We start from the raw sequence: 17963 nt of genomic DNA on the forward strand, positions 1-17963 counted from the left end.
AAGTGTGGGGATGCCGCGATCTGGGCGGAAGGCGTGTGGGGTGCCCTGCCACAGCACCGAACGCGGCTCCAGGGCTTAGCCCGGCCTGCCACATCTCGCCGTCGGCCCGCACTCTTGATGAGCGTGGAAGAGGGCCTTGCCCGCGCGGCCGACAGTGTGGTCCCCGCTCTGAGGTGTCCGGCGCTTCCCTTCGTTCCATCCGTCACAGAAACCGAGCCATTCCCATGTCAGCAAGTCACATTCCCGCCGGTGCGCCGGCGCCCGATCCGCAGCGCTGGAAGGCGCTGACGGTCATCGCGATAGCCCAGCTGATGGTCGTGCTGGACGCGACGGTCGTGAACATCGCGCTGCCGCACGCCCAGGCGGACCTGAACATCTCCGACGGCAACAGGCAGTGGGTGATCACCGCCTACAGCCTCGCCTTCGGCGGTCTGCTGCTGTTGGGCGGACGGATCGGCGACCTGTGGGGCCGCAAGCGCGCCTTCGTGGTGGGCCTGGTCGGCTTCGCCCTGGCCTCCGCGCTCGGCGGCGCCGCCGTCAACCTCGGCATGCTGCTCGCCTCCCGCGCCCTGCAGGGCGTGTTCGGCGCCCTGCTCGCCCCCGCCGCTCTGTCCCTGCTCACCGTGGCGTTCACCGAGGCCAAGGAGCGCGCCAAAGCGTTCGGAATCTTCGGCGCCATCGCGGCGGCAGGCGGTGCGGTCGGCCTGCTCCTGGGCGGTGTGCTCACTGAGTACATCAACTGGCGCTGGTGCATGTACGTCAACATCGTCTTCGCCGTCGTGGCCGCGGCCGGTGCCGTCGTCTACATCAGCGACCGGGGGGACCAGCGCAACCGCGACCGGCTCGACGTCGTGGGCACCCTGCTGGCCACCGTCGGACTCGTCGCCCTGGTCTACGGCTTCGCCCGGGCGGAGCAGGACGGCTGGGGCTCCGGCCTCACCATCGGCATGTTCGTAGCCGCGGTCGTGCTGCTCGCCGCGTTCGCCCTGGTCGAGACCCGGGTCAAGGCACCCCTCCTGCCGCTTCGCGTGATCACGGACCGCAACCGTGGTGGCGCCTACCTCTCCATCGGTCTGGCCATGATCGGCATGTTCGGTCAGTTCCTGTTCCTGACCTACTTCCTGCAGCTGAACAAGGGCTACTCGCCGGTCCTGTGCGGCGTAGCGTTCCTGCCGCTGGTCGTCTGCCTGGTCATCGGGTCCACTCAGATCGGCACCCGCCTGGTCAACCGCGTCCCGGCCCGTTTCCTGATGGGTCCCGGCTTCCTGCTGGCCGCCATCGGCATGCTGCTGCTGACCCAGCTGGAGGTGGACAGTTCCTTCGCCACCCACGTCCTGCCCTCCGAGATCCTGATCGGTCTGGGCATGGGTACGGCCTCGATGCCCGGTATGAGCCTGGCCACCTCCCGCGTCCGGCCGCAGGACGCGGGTGTCGCCTCCGCCATGGTCAACGTCTCGCAGCAGGTCGGCGGCTCCATCGGCACCGCACTGCTGAACACCATCGCCGCCAGCGCCACCACCAGCTGGATCGCCGCACGCGAGTTCTCCGGTTCCGTCCCCGAGGCCGCCGCACAGCAGGCCGCCGTCCACGGCTATGCCGTGGCCTTCGGCTGGGCCACTGCGATCATGGCGCTGGCCGCGCTGATCGCCTTCGTCCTCGTCAACGGCGGGGGCCGCAGCAGGGCCGACTCCTCCGGTGAGGCCGCGCAGCAGGCCGAGGTTCCGGTCGTCGCGCACTGACGGCCGAAGGAGGCAGGGCCGTCCCGCCACGGACCCGGGACGGCCTCCCACCCAGCCACCTTCTTTTCCGCACGATTGCACTCCGACCCCCAAGGGAGAACGCACGATGGAGTACCGACGACTTGGCCACACGGGCACGGTCGTGTCGAACCTCGCGCTCGGCACGATGACCTTCGGGGACGAGACCCCGGAGGACGAGGCGTTCGCCCAGCTGGACGCATTCCTGGAAGCGGGCGGAAACCTCGTGGACACCGCCGATCTTTACAACCGCGGCGTGACCGAGGAGATCATCGGCCGGTGGCTGGCCAGCCGTCCGAGCGAAGTCACCGACCGGGTGGTGCTCGCCACCAAAGGCCGATTCCCGTTCACCGACGACGTCAACGACATCGGCCTGTCCCGGCGCCATCTCTCCCGGGCGCTGGACGCCTCGCTCCGCCGCCTGGGCGTGGACAGCGTCGACCTGTACCAGGTGCACGCCTGGGACCCGCTGACCCCGATCGAGGAAACCCTGTCCTTCTTCGACTCCGCCGTCCGGGCGGGCAAGATCCGCTATGCGGGTCTGTCGAACTTCACCGGCTGGCAGCTCCAGCTCGCGGTCTCCACCGCTCGCGCGAACGGCTGGCCGGTCCCGGTGACCCTGCAGGAGCAGTACAACCTCGCTGTCCGCGAGGTCGAGTGGGAGGTCCTGCCGGCCGCTGCGCACAACGGACTCGGCGTGCTGCCCTGGTCACCCCTGGCCAGCGGCTTCCTTACAGGGAAGTACGCCCGCGGCGCCCAGCCCGAGCCCGACACCCGGGCCGGATCGGCCAACCCCCTCTACCAGTACACCTCGGCGAACTACGCCAACGCGGACCGGACCTGGGCCGCGGCCGACGCGGTCGTCCAGGTCGCCAAGGAGACCGGTGCCTCGCCCGCCCAGGTGGCGCTCAGCTGGGTCGCCGACCGTGCCGGTGTCACCTCGGTCATCCTCGGCGCCCGTGACATGAAGCAGCTCACCGACAACCTCGGCGCGGCCGACCTGCATCTGGACACGGACGCCACGGCCCTCCTCGACAAGGCGAGCGACCCGAGCCCGACGCCCTACCCTTACGGTCCGTTCGGCCTCGCCCAGAGCGCTCGGACCGTCAACGGCGGTGCCCAGCTGGGCTGACGCCAACCCGGGGGCAGGCCGAAGCGGCCCCCCACAGCAGCTTGCTGCCTCGGCGGGCTGTCCGGGCGCTCACCTCGCCCGGACAGCCCGCCGAGGCCCCGCTCACTGGCAGCAGTCGCCCACCGAACCGTACGGAGCGGCAACCGTGCACCACCACGTCACGCGGCACCTGGACAGCGTCTCCAGGCCGACAGCCCCCGGCGAACCCGAAGGAAAAGGCAGCCGGTTCACCTTCGAAGCGATCGGCACCGGCTGGCAGATCGACACCGACGAGCCGTTGAGCGGGAGTGCGCGGCGCCGGATCCTGGACCGCATCCGGCGGTTCGACGACACGTACTCGCGCTTCCGTCCCGACTCGTTGGTGGCCGCGATCGCGGCCGCTCCGGCCGGAGGCCGGTTCGAATTCCCGGCGGACTCACTCGTCCTGTTCGACCTCTACGACCGCCTGGTCGCCGTGACCGGCGGTGCCGTCGACCCGCTCGTCGGCCGTGATCTCGAACTCCTCGGATACGACGCCTCGTACACCCTCACACCCGCCCCGAAAACGGTCCTGGCTGAGGAGCGCGCCCGGGGCCGGGCGACCTGGGCGGCGGACATCATGCGGGACGGCAGGGAGCTCCTCACCCGACGGCCGGTCGTGATCGACGTGGGAGCGGTCGGCAAGGGCTACCTGGTGGACATCGTCTCCGCGCTCCTCTGGGAGGACGGCATCGCCCGGTTCGTCATCGACGCGAGCGGTGATCTGCGACATGCCGGGGAAAGCACCATTCAGGTCGGCCTTGAGCATCCGTTCGATCCCCAACTCGTGATCGGCGTGGCGAACCTCCGGGGCCGCGCGCTGTGCGCGTCCGGCGTCAGTGCCCGCGCCTGGGGCGACGGGCTGCACCACCTGCTCGACGGCCGCACCGGTCGCCCGACGCGCAAGGTCGTCGCCACATGGGTCGTCGCCGACGAAGCCGCTCTCGCCGACGGGCTGGCGACAGCGCTGTTCTTCACCGACGCGCATCTGCTCGCGCAGACCTTCGACTTCGGCTACGTGCGCATGTACGCCAGCGGCCACGCGGAGATCTCGCAGAACTTCGACGGCGAGCTGTTCAGTTGAGCAGCGCCACTGGAATTCGTACCGAAGACCCAAGACAAGAAGACCACTCCGAGGAGCAACATGACGGCCCTGAGTAAGAAGATCACGGCCGCCGTCGGGATCTCCCTGACGGCGGCCGTCACGGGATGCGCCTCGACGGAGGCGGACAGCGCGAATTCACCGTCCGCGTCGTCGTCCGCGTCGAACAGCGGGGCGGAGCGCGGTGCCTCGACCTACGCGGACGGCGAGTTCGAGGCCGAGGGCTGGTACGGGAACCTTCCCTCCAGCATCGGGGTGACCGTCACCCTCGCAGACGACAGGATCACCGCCGTCAAGGTCACGCCGCATGCGACGGACGAGACCTCGCTCGCCCTACAGAAACGCTTCGCCGCCGCGGTCCCACGACTCGTCGTGGGCAAGGACATCGACAGCGTGCGCCTGGACCGCGTAGCCGGGAACAGCGGTACCCCGAAGGGCTTCAACGAAGCCCTGGCACGGATCAAGGCCGAAGCTTCCGGCTGACCGCCGGCCGCAGGCCGTGCGGCAGGTCCCGGCACAGACAGCCGGGGACGCGTCCGTCCCCGGGACACCACAAGGAAAGGACTGCGCAGAGTCGTGGTCATCGTCTTCGTCCTCGTCAGCGGCGCCGTCCTGGCGGCGTTCGGCGCGCTTCACTGGTACGCCTGGCGCCGCCTCGTACGGGATACCACCCACAAGGGCTCGGTCCTCCGGCGAGCCGGCAGCGTCGTCTTCGTGGCCGGGCCAGTGCTGTCGATGGTGGCCATGACGGCGGAGGGCGAAGAAGGTGTCCCCTTCCTCCTGCAGCGGATCCTCGCCTGGCCCGGGTACCTGTGGCTGGCGCTGTTCCTGTACCTGCTGCTCGCGCTGCTGGTGGGTGAGGCCGCCCGGCCTGTGATGCGGCGCTGGATCGCGCGCCGGAACACTGGTGCGGAGGCGCGGCAGCGCGTCGGGCCGACGGCGCGGTCCAATGAAGTGCAAGCCGCTGACTCCGGCGCCGAGGAACTCGTTGCGGCCGGCGAGCCGCTGCCCGCGACAACGCCTCGCGGCGATCTCGATGCCGCACGAGGCGCCATCGGACCCGTCGTCACGGTGCTGGACCCTTCGAACGCACCCGAGCCCACGCCGTCGACCGGCACCGACCCCACAGGCGGCCCGTCACGTCGCCTCTTCGTGTCCCGCGTCGTGGGCGGAGCCGCAGCGGCGATCGCCGTCGGAACCGTGGGACACGGCACGTACGGTGTGCTGCGTGGGCCGGAAGTGAGGCGCCTGACCGTTCCGCTGGCCAAACTGCCCCGCAGCGCGCACGGTTTCCGCATCGCCGTCGTCAGCGACATCCACGTCGGTCCCATCCTGGGCCGCGGCTTCTCCCAGCGGGTCGTCGACACCATCAACGCGACCCAGCCCGACCTGATCGCGGTCGTCGGCGACCTGGTGGACGGCAGCGTCGAGAACCTCACCCCGGCCGTCGAACCACTCGCCCAGCTCCGGGCACGGCATGGCACGTACTTCGTCACGGGCAACCACGAGTACATCTCCGGCGCCGAGCCGTGGATCGAGAAGGTACGGGAGCTGGGGCTGCGCCCGCTGGAGAACGCCCGTACGGAACTGCCAGGCTTCGACCTGGCGGGCGTCAACGACGTCCGGGGCGAGGAGGAGGGCCAGGGCCCCGACTTCGGCAAGGCGCTCGGCGACCGCGACCGTTCCCGCGCCGCCGTCCTCCTCGCCCACCAGCCCGTCGTCATCGACGACGCCGTCCGCCACGGCGTCGACCTCCAGCTCTCCGGCCACACCCACGGTGGTCAGCTCTGGCCCGGCAGCCTCCTCGCGGAGTTGGCCAACCCCACCGTCGCCGGACTCGAACGCTACGGCGACACCCAGCTGTACGTGAGCCGCGGCGCCGGCGCCTGGGGCCCACCGGTGCGCGTGGGCGCGCCGTCCGACATCACCGTCGTCGAACTCGCCTCGACGCAGGCGTAGTTGTGTGGGCCGAGGCGTCACCGGAGTGCGTATTGCGGCAAGCCGGTGGCTCCCTGGATCCCACGACTGCGTCGAACCGCGATACGGCCGCCCGTTCGTCGACAGTGAGCCGGACCCTGTCCACCCCGGGGCGGCACGACATGGTGGCCCAGGGCACGCGGGCGTTCAGGCCAGGTTCGCGACCATCCTCGGCAGGTCGAAGGTGGTCCGGATACCGGGCGGAGCCGCGCACACCACGGGCACGGTGTTGACGGCGATGTGGGCCGTGTAGCCGGGTGAGAAGGCGGCGTAGTTCTCGGTGGCGACGCGGATGTCGATGTCGAGCGGGGCGTCACCCTCGACGACGACGTGCCAGCCGGTGTCGCGCACCTCCCAGGCAGGTTCGAGGTCCCTGGTCACGTACCAGGTGGGCCGGATCACCATGAACGGCCTGCCGTCCCGCAGCCCGGTGACCTCGAACCGCCACGCGGCGACCGTGCCCGCCTCGATCGCGCCCGGGCCGATCTTCGCCGGCTTCGCCGCGACGGCCACCGACGCCGTCGCGGTGATGGCGTCGAGGGGCGTCTCGAGTCCGTCGGCGAGCTGGCGCAGTGAGGAGCCGAAGCCCTCCTGCAGACGGGCGGTCAGGTGCGTGAGGTCCATCGCCGCAGGATCGCCGCCGAACATCTGGGAGAACAGTTCCGGCGAGTCGCGCGTAGACATGTCGGCGAACTCCTCGATCGTCAGGCGATCGAGCCGACGTTGGAGGGCGGTCACTGCGAGAGGGAGGACTTCGGTGATCCATCCCGGGCTCGACCCTGTGGCGTAGAACGATGTCCGGCCGAGCTCGCACGCCGCCTCGATCCGCCGCCGTACGCCAGGCGTCAGGTCGGACGCGGTCAGGACCGTGACGATGTTGGCACCCGACGCCAGGAGCCGGCACAACTCGTCGATCCTGATGCCTTCAGGCGCCGGCATGTAGAGCACACAGTCCGGTTCGGCGGCGAGGATGCTCTCGATGTCCCCGGTGGCGCGGACGCCGGTCGGTCCGGTGCCGCACAGGTCACCGGCATCGCGTCCGACCTTCGCGTCGGAGTGCACATGCACGCCGACCAGGTCGTACTGCGGGTGCTCGATGACGCATCGAAGAGCTCGCGTCCCGATGTTGCCGGTTGCCCATTGCGCGACTCGGTAACGACTGCTGGGTTCCGCTGATCGGTCGGAGCGGCCGCCAGGGTTCGCGGACCGTGCTTCCTCGGGGGACTGCTGATCAGACACTTCTCTCCCTCTTGTTGGTGAGTCGTGCGGTGGCGGGCATGAGCCCGGAGGCTTTCCGACGTGCTGTCCGACGGGGCGAGGCCGGGCCACGGGCGGCTGTGTCCGCCACGCCCGTGGGCGGGCCTCGACGAGGTGGATACGGCCCTCGTCAGCCGAGTTCGGCCAGCCGTCGCGCCGCCGGCGCGGCGCGCTCCTCGATCCAGCGGGCGGCTCCGGCGAGCGGTACGGAGGCGATGACGGTCTCGACGCCGAGCCGGGCGTAGCCGCTCATCGCCTCGGCGAAGCGGTCGAAGTCGCCATCGCGGAGGGCGTCACCGGAGTACATGGCCGTCTTGCGGATCCGCCCGTAGTCCCGCCCCAGGTCGTCGCAGTGGCGGCGCAGCACATCAAGCTTGTGCACGACCTCGTCGCGGGTGGGAGCTGTGAGGTTGCAGGCGTCGGCGTACTGGGCCACCAGCCTCAGGGTCTTCTTCTCGCCGCTACCGCCGATCATGATCTCCGGGTGCGGGGCGCTCACCGGCGGTGGCACGCACACCGTCTCGGCCAGCTGGTAGTGCCCGCCCTCGAACGGCCGTTGTCCTGCGGGTCCCACATCTGGCAGACAGATCCGCAGGGTCTCCTCCAGCCGTTCGAAACGCTCGGCCGTCGGCGGGAACGGCACGCCAAGGCCGAGGTGTTCCCGTTCCTACCAGGCAGCGCCGATGCCGAGGGTGGCGCGGCCACCGGAAAGCTGGTCGAGCGTGGTGACGATCTTGACCAGCAGACCGGGGTGACGGTAGGTCACCCCGGTCACCAGCGCACCGAGTCGCACGGTGGAGGTGTGTGCGGCGAGGTCGCCGAGTGTGGTGTAGCACTCGAGCATGGCGCTCTCGGCTCCGCCCATCACCTCCATCTGGAAGTAGTGGTCCATCACCGACAGCCGGCCCAGCCCCGCCGCCTCGGCGGCGGCCCCGACGGCGGCCAGTTCCGGCCCCGGCCCACCCTGCCTCTTCAGGTCACCGGCGGGATCGTCGAATCCCACATGTTGATGCCCAGTCGCATGTCGGCCGCCTCGCCGCAGGTCCAGGTCCGTGGCTCGCGCGTCAGTCCTGGCTGAGGGTCCCGCGGGTGTCGCCCGCGGTTCGCCGGACGGTGGTGGCGGTCAGTTCCCTCACCTTGGCGGCCGGCACAGGGACGACCGGGGTTTCGAGGAACCAGTGCCACTTCTCCTCGTCGCTCAGATCCTCCGGCTGCGCCGGCAGGTACGGCTGGACGTAGACGGGAGTGCCCGGCTCGCTGCGCCAGCTGTCGGCGAGGGTGCCGGTGTCCACGGCGTCGTAGCCGAGCGCGTCCAGTAGCTCGGCGACGTGCGCCTTGGCGGCCGTGTCGTCACCGGCGATGGGCAGGGCACTGCGGTCGCCGGCGTCGGTGGGCCGGGCGGCGGTGAACAGGCGTACGTAGTCGATGTTGTTGAACGCCTTGACCACCCGGGAGTCGGCCAGGTGCCGCTGCACCAGGGTGCTGGAGGTCAGTCCGCCGGCGTCCAGCTCGGCGATGTGGCCGACGAGGTCGGGGTAGTAGTTCATGGTGTCGATGACGGTCTTCCCGGCCAGGGCGGCAGCCGGAAGCTTGTCGTAGCTGCTCAGCGGGATGGTCGCCACCACCAGGTCGCCGGCCTGCGCGGCCTCGGCGGGGGTGGCCGCGCGGGCTTGCTCGCCCAGTTCGGTGACGAGGTCGGCGAGGGTCTCGGGGCTGCGGGAGTTGCTCAGGACGACATTCAGGCCGGCTGCTACGGCCAAGCGAGCCAGCGCACTGCCGATGTTGCCGGCGCCGATGAGTCCGAGGGTCTTGGTCATGGGGTCAGGTCTCCGGTCGGTGGTCATAGGTGAATGAGAATGGGAAGGGTGCCTGGGGTCCCGGAGGGGACCGGGCGTGGCGGAGCCGGAGCACCTGCTGTCAGCCGCGCAGGCTCATACCGCCGTCGATCGACCAGGCCTGGCCGCTGATCCAGGTCGCGTCGTCGGAGAAGAGGAAGGCGACGGCGCCGGCCAGGTCGGAGGGCTCGCCCAGCCGCGGGCTGCGGGCGTACTGCAACGCCATGGCCTGCAACTGCTGATCGTTCTGCCCCTGTTGGGTCTCGCCCATGACCAGACCGGGTGCGACGACATTGCAGCGGATGCCCTCCTTTCCCCAGCGGGAGGCGATGTGGCGGGTCAGCGCGTTGATCCCGGCCTTGGAGGCGGCGTACGCGGGCCGCGTGGGCTCGCCGCCCCAGGCCGCGCCGGAGGAGGTGTTGACGATGACGCCGCCGCCCTGGCCCAGCAGGTGCGGCAGGACCGCCCGGCAGGTCAGGGCGTAGCCGAGCAGGTTCACGTCGTGGGTGCGGCGCCACACGGCCGGGTCCATCTCCAGCAGGTCGACGTCACCGCCCAGCGTGGCCGGCGAAAGGTCGGCGCCGACGTTGAAGAGACCGTCGACCCCGCCGAACTCGGCGACGGTCCGGTCGACCAGCGCCTGGATCGAGGCCTCCTCGGCGAGGTCGAACTCGACGGCGATCGCGGTGCCACCCGCCTCGGTGATGCCCTTGGCGGTGCTTTCGGCTCCAGCCGCGTTGATGTCACCGACGACGACCAAGGCTCCCTCCTCGGCGAGCCGCTCGGCCGTGGCCGCGCCGATGCCGGTCGCACCCCCGGCGATGACGATCCTCTTGCCATGCAGACCCCTCATGCCTGTCTCCCCTGCTGAGCTGAAGTGCCACTCTTGTGCCATTCGGCGTTGTGTGAAACTCGGTGTCAGAAAAGAAACAGTAGCTCACCGCTGCGAGTCGAGGTCAAGTGGGAGGTAGGATCGAGAAGTGAATGGAGCCGTACGAACGAACACGAGAGACATCGCGCGGGCCGCCATCCGGTCCGAGCTGGCCCAGGTGGCCTTCGACCTGTTCCGCCGCGAGGGCTTCGACAACGTCACCGTCAACGACCTGGCCGCGGCTGCGGGAGTGTCCCGCAGCACCTTCCTGCGCTACTTCGGCACCAAGGAGGACGCCGTCCTCGGCGCCGTCGACATCCAGGGCGAGCAGGTCGCCGAAGCGCTACGCGCCCGGCCTGCCGACGAGGGCGACTGGACGGCCCTGCGGCGCGCGCTGGATGCCGTCACCGAACTCCATCGCCGGGACCCCGACGGCGCACTCGCGATGTCCCAGCTGATCATGCGCACGCCCGCGCTGGGCGCCCGCACACTGGAGAAGCAGAACGGCTGGCGCCCGGCCATCGCCCAGGCGCTCGCCGAGCGCGCGGATCCCCCGTGGCCCACGCTCCTGGTTCCGTCGGTACGTGCCGCCGCCGCGGTGGACTGCCTGAATGTCGCCGTCGACGGCTGGACCGCCTCTGATGGCCGCCTCGACCTCGACGCTCTGCTCGACGAGGCCTTCGCCGCATTCGCGCCGGGGTAGTCACGTTCACTTCGTGAAACCGGGTGTCATACTGGCAGCTTGCGGACAGTGTTGGGATCGAGGTCGGAGTACGGGATGGGGGCGCGGGTGGACGTGGTAGCCGGGCGCGCGAAAACCCGTGACATCGCCCGGGCCGCCGTACGGGCCGAACTGGCCGAGGTGGCGTTGGACCTGTTCCTGCGCGAGGGGTTCGACAAGGTCACGCTGGATGACCTGGCTGCGGCGGCAGGGGTGTCCCGCAGCACCTTTCTGCGGTACTTCGGCAGCAAGGAAGAAGCGGTTCTCAGCGTCTTCGACGCGCACGGCAGGCAGGTAGCCGACGCGGTACGTGCCCGCCCGGCCGACGAGGACGACTGGACGGCGCTGCGTCACGGGTTGGACGTCGCCATCGAGCACTACCGTCAGGACCCGGCCCGGGCCCTGACGATGACCCGACTCGTCCTCGGCACGCCGGCCCTCTGTGCCCGGCAGTTGGAGAAGCAGCGCGGCTGGTGGCCTGCCCTGGCCAGTGCCCTTGTCGAGCGCGCCGATTCCCCACAGCCCCTGACGCCGGCCATCTCAGTGAAGGCCGCTGCCGCGCTGGACTGTCTCAGCATCGCTCTCGACCACTGGACCGCCTCCGACGGCCGTCTCGACCTCGTCGACCTTCTGGACCAGGCGTTCGACGCGCTCGGCCCCAGCTGACGCGCTGACGTCCGCGCCGACCGGCCCCTTGGGGAGAGCGGTCGCACGGCAGCGGCCCGACCCCTTCCGCACAGCGGTTTCCACGACCGACCTCTCCCGTGGCGCCCGCCCTCAAGGTGTGGTTCAACGGGTGCGAATTCTCGTGGGCGCTGTGGGCTGCTACCGCCCAACCAGCCGCCGGTTCGGCCTGGGGGACTCCAGAAGCCTGCCACCGCGTCGGATAACTGGCGTCCAGGCCCTTACTGGACTCTCACTTACACGGGTGCACTCGAGTTGCTAGCATGATACTCAGTTCCAAATTTGGAGCGTGAGCTGGTCCCCCCCAACGCAAGCTGGAGTTGTGATGACCACCCCCCTGAACGGCAAGACCGCACTTGTCACCGGATCCACCAGCGGCATCGGCCGCGCCATCGCCGACGTACTGGCCGACCGTGGCGTCCATGTCATCGTCTCCGGGCGCAGCGCCGAGCGCGGCGCCCAAGCCGTCGCCGAGATCCGGGAGGCGGGCGGCAAGGCCGACTTCGTACAGGCCGATCTTTCGTCCGCGGACAGCACGCGGGCCCTGGCCCAGCATGCGCGATCAGTTACCGGCCGGATCGACATCCTCGTCAACAACGCGGGTGTGTTCCCCGAGGGCGCCACCACCGAAACGACGGAAGAGGTCTTCGACGCGGTGTACAACACCAACGTCAAGGCGCCGCTCTTCCTGGTCGCCGAACTCGTTCCGGGCATGGTCGAGCGCGGTGGCGGAGCGATCGTGAACGTCAGCTCGTTCGTCGCGGACAAGGCGGCCCCGGACCGTATCGCCTACTCCTCCAGCAAGGCCGCTCTGGACAACCTCACCAAGGCGTGGGCCAAGCAGTACGGCCCGTCGGGCGTGCGCGTGAACTCGGTCGCCCCCGGCCCTGTCCTGTCCGAAGAGATCCAGGCCGCGGCCGCCGGTGATCCCCGGACCGCCGCTGCCGTGGCCCACCTTCCCGCCCGCCGTTTCGGCCTGCCGCGCGAGATCGCCGAAGCCGTCGCATACCTCGCCTCCGAGGATGCCGCCTTCGTTCATGGCGCATTCCTGAGTGTCGACGGAGGCGCAAGCCTCGTCTGAATCGGCGCCGGGCGACCTGCGGCGCCGCTCGCATCTGGGTGCCGGCATCCGCAGCAGGTAATGCTGCGGATGCCGGCTTCGCCAGTTCAGGAGGTCCGGCCGCAGTTCAGCGCGGCGGGGTCGATCGTTCCCCGCTGCACCTTCGCGTCGTGGGGCTCGGCGAGGCCGGCGTTGGTGATGTAGAGCCGGTTTCCGCGTATCGCGGTGGAGGTGGGGGAAGCGAGGCCGTCCTTGGACGTCAGGACGGTCTCGGTGGTCCCGTCGGGGTGGACGAGCGTGACCTGGTTGAGGCCGTTCTGCGCGGCGAACACCACGTCGGAGCGGTCATTGAGGAAGTTGAAGTCGTCAACGCCGGTGAGGCTGCTGGTGACGGTGTGGATCCGGCCGGGGGCGCCGGCGGCGGTGACCGGGATCCGCAGCAGGGTGCTCTTCGCGAGGTTGGAGACCCAGACGGCGCCCTTGTGGAAGCGGAGCCCGTTCGCGCCGAAGGGTGCGGACGGGGTTGCCGCGAGGGCGGGGTCGGTCAGCCAGGCGGTCGCCGTTCCGCCGGAGGCCGGGACGGTCCATACGGTGGCCTTGTTGCTGTCGGCCGCGTACAGGGTGCGTCCGGTCGGGTCGATGGCCAGGCCGTTGGGGAGTCCGTCGGTGGGCAGGGCGGCGATGCGGCGAGGGCTGCCGCCGGGGGGCAGCTTCCATATGCCGGCCCGGGCGGAGTCGGAGGAGGCCACGTTGTAGTAGATGTTGCCGTCGCGGTCGCGCGTGTTGCCGGTGAAGGTGTCGCCCGGCTGCCCGGTGACGATCACTCTGCTGCGCCCGGACGGGTCGATGCGCACCAGCGCCGGACGCTTGCCCGCCACGCTGCCCAGCATGGAGACGGTCAGTGAGTTGTCCGGGTTGACGGTGAGGTTCTCCGGGGAGTCGCCGGCGGTGAAGTCGAAGGACGCGAGGGTCTTCACATCGGTGACGACCGGCTTCGCGGACGTCGCGGACGCGTACGGTGCCGAGACGAGGACGGTCGCCGTCGCGGCGATCGCCGCCGCGACTCTGAACCGCTTCCTCGGAGGGATCGTTGTGGGGACTGCTGTGGAGAATTCCATGTGGTTCATCGCACTTTTCTTGGAGGGGTGCAGTTGTGGTTGCACGTGGGGCGGAGCATGGAGGGATAGGAGGTTGGGGGGCCGGTCAGTCGCTCAACTCGGCTCCCGACAGGCGTACTTCCTCGATGTCGAGGTAGGCCTGCACTTGGCGCAGCACGGTGTCGTCGATGTGGTTCTCATCGCGGAGTCTGACGACGGTGGCGCGTTTGCGGGCCAGGAGGGCGAGGCGCAGTGCGGTGTAGTCCTCCTTGTGGCTCAGGACCACGTCCTCGGAGTCGTCGCCTGCGCGTACGACGCGGAGGTGGGTCTCGTATTCGTGGCGGGTCCATTCGGTGACCTCCGGGGCGGTGCCGAGGTCGGCGGCGACGTCGGGCAGTGCCTTGAGGGCTTCCTCGGCGGCGGTGGTCTCGGCGAGGGAGCGTTCCTCCTCGGCAGAGGTGTCGTGGGGCAGCCGGGCCCAGCGGACGACGCGAGGCAGAAGCAGGCCCTGCACCACGAGGGTCAGCATGATGACCCCGGAGGTCACGAAGACGATCACGTCGCGGTCGGGGAAGGGCGCGCCCGAGTTCAACGTCTCCGGTACCGACAGCGCCACGGCCAGTGATACCGCCCCCCGGAATCCGGTGACCCCGCCGACCACCCGGGCCCGGTGGCTCATCCGGCGCAGCCGCTGCTGCGGGCGGCGGTCCAGCAGGCGGATCAGGTACACGGCGCCGAACTGGAAGGCGAAGCGCACGGCCACGAGCACCACCGACACGACCACGACGGTGATCAGGGCGTGGGTGAGGTCGTCGCTGGTCAGTTCGCGGGCGGCGGACTGTGCCTCCAGGCCGACGAGGACGAACAGGGAGGCGTTGAGCAGGAACGTGGACAGCGACCAGAACGCCTGCCCCTGCCGCCGCGTCGCCGCCCCGATCAGGCGTGGGCCGACCTGGCTCATGATCAGCCCGGCCACCACGACGGCCAGGACACCGGAGGCCTCGATCTCCTCGGCGAGCAGGAACGCGGTGAAGGGCGTACCGATCGTGACCACGTTCCCCAGCAGAGGGTCGTCCAGGCGGCGGCGCAGCTGGATGCCGACCCAGGCGGTGACGGCTCCGGCTGCGGCTCCGCCGACGTAGGCGAGGAGGAAGAGCCATCCGACGTGCGGCACGCTGAAGTGTTCCTCGCCGACGGTGATGCCGACGGCGAGTCCGTAGACGACGAGGGCCGTGCCGTCGTTGATCAGGCTTTCGGCGCGCAGCAGGGTGATGCTGCGGCGGGGCAGCATGCGGGCGAGGACGCCGACCGTCGTCGCGTCGGTGGGTGCGACGGCCGCACCGAGTACCCAGGCCGGCCCCCAGGGAAGCCCCAGGGCGTGCGCGACCGCTGCTACGGCCCAGGCGGTGAGGATGACCAGCGCGGTGCTCATCAGCATGATGCCGCGCAGGTCCTGCCGGATCCCGCGCAGGGAGGTGGTCAGGCTCTCCCAGTACAGGAGGGCCGGGAGGAACAGCAGCAGCATCGCCTCCGGTGGCAGATGCACTTCGCGCAGTGCCGGGACGAATCCCAGCAGCGCCCCCGCGGCCAGCAGCAGGATGGGCGGGGCGATACGGAGCCGGTCTCCCGCGACCTGGCACACGAGCATGGTCGCGCACAGGATCACGACGAGTTCGAGACCGAGCACGTTTCATCTCCTGGACAATTGGTGGTGCGCGGCGGGACGCCGCGGGGGGCCCGGCGGCGGGCGCGGGACGGTTCTCAAGTCGGGGCTTGATTCGGAAACCGGGCTCAGCGCGGCACGAGCCGCATCGTCGTGGTGGACGCCTTGGCGCTCGTGATGGCCTCGATGATCTCCGCGGCGTAGTGCCCGTACTTGCTGCGGTAGGCGGCGTCCACCTGACCATTGATGTCGTGGTCGGCGTCGAGGAAAGAGACGTCCTTGTCCACGCCGCCTGCCCGGATGTGACCCTCCTGACGCGAACGCGTGGCGCGGAACCAGTCGGAGGTGGGGCCGTACACCGAACGGACGTAGATCCCGTCACCCACGCGGACGACCCAGATGGTCCGCGGCTTGCTCAGCACACCGTCCTGGCGCACGGACGCGATCACCAGTTCCTCCGCCGACCCGACCCTGTCGAGTTCGTCGTTCGTCCATGCCGTCGTCATCGGGGTCTCCTTCGTACGTGCGGATGTGGTCCTCGCCGCAGGTGGGCGGCTGCCGAGGTCACGATGAGCAGCGCCGTCACGATCGGCAAGCGGGCGCGCAGCTCCTCGGGGATCGTCACTCCGTTCGCCGCCGGCCACGCCCGCACGCCGCGGACCTGGGAACATCCGCGTGCCCTCAGCGTGCCGCCCGCACGCGCCGGATGGCAGGCCGGGTTGTGCCAGGCAGCCGTGTTCAGTGCTGTGACAGGGCACCCTTCGACGTCGTGTGCATCGCCACACGGGTCACGGGGCTGCCACACTGGAAGACATGGCACGTGAGCAGCACAGTGGCGGTAGCGGCGGCACCGAGCTGGGACGCTTCCTGCGAGCCCGTCGCACCCGGGTGAAGCCCGGCGACGTCGGCTTGTCGGCCGCCTCCGGCTTGCGCCGCACCCCGGGGCTGCGCCGCGAGGAACTGGCCACCCTCGCCGGCATCAGCATCGACTACTACGCACGCCTGGAACGCGGGACCGAGACCCGTCCCAGCCCGTCCGTGATCGACTCCCTCGCACGCGCGCTGCGCCTGGGGGAGGTCGAGCACAAGCACCTGCGAGAGCTCGCCGCGAGCGCCGACGGGAACGCGGCCGCGCCGACGACGATGCCCAGCCGGTCCGTACCTCCGGGCACCGAATTGATTCTGGAGAGCCTGCGGCCCAATCCCGCGTACGTCGTCGGCCGCACCTTCGAACTGCTCGCCGCCAATCCCGGCGGACTGCACCTGTTCACGGGGATCGAGGATTGGCAGGGGGAGCAGCGCAACCTCGCGCGCTACGTCTTCCTCCACCCCGCCGCCCGCAACCTGTTCGACGACTGGGATGACGCGGTCCGCAGCGTCGTCGCATGGCTGCGTGGGCTGGCCGGCATCGAGCCGGACGCCCCCGACCTCGCGCTCATCGTCGACGAACTCCTGCGCAAAAGCCCTGAGTTCGCACGCATGTGGGACCGCTACGACGTCCAGGGAAACACCAGCGGTCGCCACACGTACCACCACCCCGTCGTTGGTGAACTCGCCCTGGGCTACCAGGGAATGACGCTGAACGGCACCAACAGCCAGCACCTGGTCGTCTTCTACGCCGAGCCCGATACCCCTGAGTACGACGCGATGGTCCTCCTCGACAAGTCCGCGCAGGACCGGGCCTCGAAATCGTCGACCTCGCCTAAGCAGTAGCGCACCGGCGGCCGTCCACCTCTCAGGCGGCATGAGCTCGGTCTCGGCACCGACAGTTGCGGCAAGCATCAGGCACACCAACGCGCCAGGCGCTGGCTTGAACTGGCTGCTACTGCCAGACGTAGGCACGGGAGTCGTACGTAAATTACACCCTGGCGGCTCACCGTCAGTCGGCACAGGCTGGACCTTGCGTCGAGATCACAGCCGTAACAGCGGCCGTGTCCCACAGCACGGTTCACAACCGGAACGCAGCGGGCCCACCCCACAACGGGCCTTCATGGAGAGCCTCGGGCGATGACCCACGTCCGCCAGGTGCCGACCCACGGGTGCCTCAGTGCATACCGCAAAGCGTCGCCGGACGGCCGTGGCGTACCAGTCCGTGACGGCCGATCTTCCGCTGAATCCCCCTAAGCGAGAGAGCGCGTATGACCACCGAACTTCCGGACTCCCCCCTCGAACCTTCCGCCGAAGGCCCCGTGGCGGTGCCCACACGGCGCACCTTCATCGCGACGACAGCCGCCGTCGGTGGTGTGATCGCGGCGGGTGGCCTGGCCGCGGGATCGGTCCTGGCCGGCCAGGACGCGTCGGCCGCCGAGGCTCCGCCCAGCGGCCGGCTCTCGCTGACCGTCAACGGCGAGAGGCGCACGGTCACGATCGACAACCGGACCTCGCTTCTTGACCTGCTGCGGGAGCACTTCGGGCTGACCGGTACCAAGAAGGGCTGCAATGCGGGCGCCTGCGGGGCTTGCACGGTCCTGATCGACGGGCAGCGGGTCAACTCCTGTCTGACGCTGGCGGTACGCCTGGAGGGCGCCGAGGTCACCACGATCGAGGGACTCGCCGATGGCGACCGACTGCACCCGCTGCAGGCGGCGTTCGTTGAGCAGGACGCGTTCCAGTGCGGCTTCTGCACTCCCGGCCAGATCATGTCCGGCGTCGGCTGCATCGAGGAGGGCCACACGGACTCCGCCGAAGAGATCCGGGAGTGGATGAGCGGCAACATCTGCCGATGCGGCTGTTACGTCAAGATCGTCAAGGCGGTCGACCAGGCCGCCCACGGGAAATGAGGCCCGGCC

Annotated in this window: 16 protein-coding genes and 1 pseudogene; 10 read left to right on the forward strand and 7 right to left on the reverse strand. The window is 69.8% G+C overall.

The features are described 5' to 3' along the window. Nucleotides 1-224: 224 nt before the first annotated feature. From ACFYX4_RS39855 to ACFYX4_RS39875, 5 genes are all read left to right on the forward strand, one after another. On the forward strand, nt 225-1739 hold the full coding sequence (locus tag ACFYX4_RS39855) for an MFS transporter (protein ID WP_389344666.1): 1515 nt from the start codon (nt 225-227) through the stop codon (nt 1737-1739). A gap of 106 nt (nt 1740-1845) precedes the next feature. Next, on the forward strand, nt 1846-2889 hold the full coding sequence (locus ACFYX4_RS39860; protein WP_389344668.1) for an aldo/keto reductase: 1044 nt from the start codon (nt 1846-1848) through the stop codon (nt 2887-2889). A 145-nt stretch (nt 2890-3034) separates the two neighbouring features. Next, nucleotides 3035-3991 (forward strand): FAD:protein FMN transferase, encoded by a 957-nt coding sequence (locus ACFYX4_RS39865; RefSeq protein WP_389344670.1) that lies wholly within the window; start codon nt 3035-3037, stop codon nt 3989-3991. A 60-nt stretch (nt 3992-4051) separates the two neighbouring features. After that, nucleotides 4052-4492, forward strand: a complete 441-nt coding sequence (locus ACFYX4_RS39870) for a hypothetical protein (RefSeq protein ID WP_389344672.1) — start codon at nt 4052-4054, stop codon at nt 4490-4492. Nucleotides 4493-4585: 93 nt separating this feature from the next. Next, entirely contained in the window at nt 4586-5968 is a 1383-nt protein-coding gene (locus ACFYX4_RS39875; RefSeq protein ID WP_389344674.1) for a metallophosphoesterase, read from the forward strand. A 165-nt stretch (nt 5969-6133) separates the two neighbouring features. Here ACFYX4_RS39875 and ACFYX4_RS39880 read toward each other — a convergent pair whose 3' ends face one another. The 4 genes and pseudogenes from ACFYX4_RS39880 to ACFYX4_RS39895 all read right to left on the reverse strand — a co-directional run bounded on the left by ACFYX4_RS39880 (nt 6134) and on the right by ACFYX4_RS39895 (nt 9931). Continuing rightward, complete coding sequence (locus tag ACFYX4_RS39880) at nt 6134-7315, reverse strand: dihydrodipicolinate reductase (RefSeq protein WP_389344676.1); 1182 nt, start codon at nt 7313-7315, stop codon at nt 6134-6136. Between the two features lie 58 nt (nt 7316-7373). Further along, a pseudogene (locus ACFYX4_RS39885) lies at nt 7374-8246 on the reverse strand (LLM class F420-dependent oxidoreductase). Between the two features lie 61 nt (nt 8247-8307). Next, nucleotides 8308-9060 carry an NADPH-dependent F420 reductase gene (locus ACFYX4_RS39890; protein WP_389344678.1) on the reverse strand — a complete coding sequence of 251 codons (753 nt, stop codon included), beginning with the start codon at nt 9058-9060 and terminating at the stop codon, nt 8308-8310. Between the two features lie 100 nt (nt 9061-9160). After that, complete coding sequence (locus ACFYX4_RS39895; protein WP_389344680.1) at nt 9161-9931, reverse strand: SDR family NAD(P)-dependent oxidoreductase; 771 nt, start codon at nt 9929-9931, stop codon at nt 9161-9163. A 127-nt stretch (nt 9932-10058) separates the two neighbouring features. Between ACFYX4_RS39895 and ACFYX4_RS39900 the strand changes: the two genes are divergently transcribed. The 3 genes from ACFYX4_RS39900 to ACFYX4_RS39910 all read left to right on the forward strand — a co-directional run bounded on the left by ACFYX4_RS39900 (nt 10059) and on the right by ACFYX4_RS39910 (nt 12435). Continuing rightward, nucleotides 10059-10652 (forward strand): TetR family transcriptional regulator, encoded by a 594-nt coding sequence (locus ACFYX4_RS39900; RefSeq protein ID WP_389344682.1) that lies wholly within the window; start codon nt 10059-10061, stop codon nt 10650-10652. Between the two features lie 87 nt (nt 10653-10739). Beyond that, on the forward strand, nt 10740-11336 hold the full coding sequence (locus tag ACFYX4_RS39905; RefSeq protein WP_389344684.1) for a TetR family transcriptional regulator: 597 nt from the start codon (nt 10740-10742) through the stop codon (nt 11334-11336). 343 nt (nt 11337-11679) lie between these two features. Further along, nucleotides 11680-12435 carry an SDR family NAD(P)-dependent oxidoreductase gene (locus ACFYX4_RS39910; protein ID WP_389344686.1) on the forward strand — a complete coding sequence of 252 codons (756 nt, stop codon included), beginning with the start codon at nt 11680-11682 and terminating at the stop codon, nt 12433-12435. Between the two features lie 86 nt (nt 12436-12521). Here the strand turns inward: ACFYX4_RS39910 and ACFYX4_RS39915 are convergent, their stop codons facing one another. The 3 genes from ACFYX4_RS39915 to ACFYX4_RS39925 all read right to left on the reverse strand — a co-directional run bounded on the left by ACFYX4_RS39915 (nt 12522) and on the right by ACFYX4_RS39925 (nt 15680). Further along, nucleotides 12522-13541 (reverse strand): SMP-30/gluconolactonase/LRE family protein, encoded by a 1020-nt coding sequence (locus ACFYX4_RS39915; protein WP_389344688.1) that lies wholly within the window; start codon nt 13539-13541, stop codon nt 12522-12524. A gap of 76 nt (nt 13542-13617) precedes the next feature. Beyond that, nucleotides 13618-15198, reverse strand: a complete 1581-nt coding sequence (locus ACFYX4_RS39920) for a Na+/H+ antiporter (protein ID WP_389344690.1) — start codon at nt 15196-15198, stop codon at nt 13618-13620. A 104-nt stretch (nt 15199-15302) separates the two neighbouring features. Then, a complete protein-coding gene (locus ACFYX4_RS39925) occupies nt 15303-15680 on the reverse strand; it encodes a DUF2255 family protein (RefSeq protein ID WP_389344692.1) in 378 nt (125 codons plus the stop codon). A gap of 307 nt (nt 15681-15987) precedes the next feature. Between ACFYX4_RS39925 and ACFYX4_RS39930 the strand changes: the two genes are divergently transcribed. After that, nucleotides 15988-16887 (forward strand): helix-turn-helix transcriptional regulator, encoded by a 900-nt coding sequence (locus ACFYX4_RS39930; protein WP_389344694.1) that lies wholly within the window; start codon nt 15988-15990, stop codon nt 16885-16887. Between the two features lie 425 nt (nt 16888-17312). Then, nucleotides 17313-17954 carry a 2Fe-2S iron-sulfur cluster-binding protein gene (locus ACFYX4_RS39935; RefSeq protein ID WP_389344696.1) on the forward strand — a complete coding sequence of 214 codons (642 nt, stop codon included), beginning with the start codon at nt 17313-17315 and terminating at the stop codon, nt 17952-17954. The last annotated feature ends 9 nt before the right edge of the window (nt 17955-17963 follow it).

It is taken from the genome of Streptomyces sp. NPDC002328, assembly GCF_042890065.1.
Lineage (GTDB): Bacteria > Actinomycetota > Actinomycetes > Streptomycetales > Streptomycetaceae > Streptomyces.

Coding starts and splice junctions, on each gene's coding strand:
- ACFYX4_RS39855 (WP_389344666.1), top strand. CDS start 225: ATGTCAGCAAGTCACATTCCCGCCGGTGCGCCGGCGCCCGATCCGCAG.
- ACFYX4_RS39860 (WP_389344668.1), top strand. CDS start 1,846: ATGGAGTACCGACGACTTGGCCACACGGGCACGGTCGTGTCGAACCTC.
- ACFYX4_RS39870 (WP_389344672.1), top strand. CDS start 4,052: ATGACGGCCCTGAGTAAGAAGATCACGGCCGCCGTCGGGATCTCCCTG.
- ACFYX4_RS39890 (WP_389344678.1), bottom strand. CDS start 9,060: ATGACCAAGACCCTCGGACTCATCGGCGCCGGCAACATCGGCAGTGCG.
- ACFYX4_RS39895 (WP_389344680.1), bottom strand. CDS start 9,931: ATGAGGGGTCTGCATGGCAAGAGGATCGTCATCGCCGGGGGTGCGACC.
- ACFYX4_RS39910 (WP_389344686.1), top strand. CDS start 11,680: ATGACCACCCCCCTGAACGGCAAGACCGCACTTGTCACCGGATCCACC.
- ACFYX4_RS39915 (WP_389344688.1), bottom strand. CDS start 13,541: ATGAACCACATGGAATTCTCCACAGCAGTCCCCACAACGATCCCTCCG.
- ACFYX4_RS39925 (WP_389344692.1), bottom strand. CDS start 15,680: ATGACGACGGCATGGACGAACGACGAACTCGACAGGGTCGGGTCGGCG.
- ACFYX4_RS39930 (WP_389344694.1), top strand. CDS start 15,988: ATGGCACGTGAGCAGCACAGTGGCGGTAGCGGCGGCACCGAGCTGGGA.
- ACFYX4_RS39935 (WP_389344696.1), top strand. CDS start 17,313: ATGACCACCGAACTTCCGGACTCCCCCCTCGAACCTTCCGCCGAAGGC.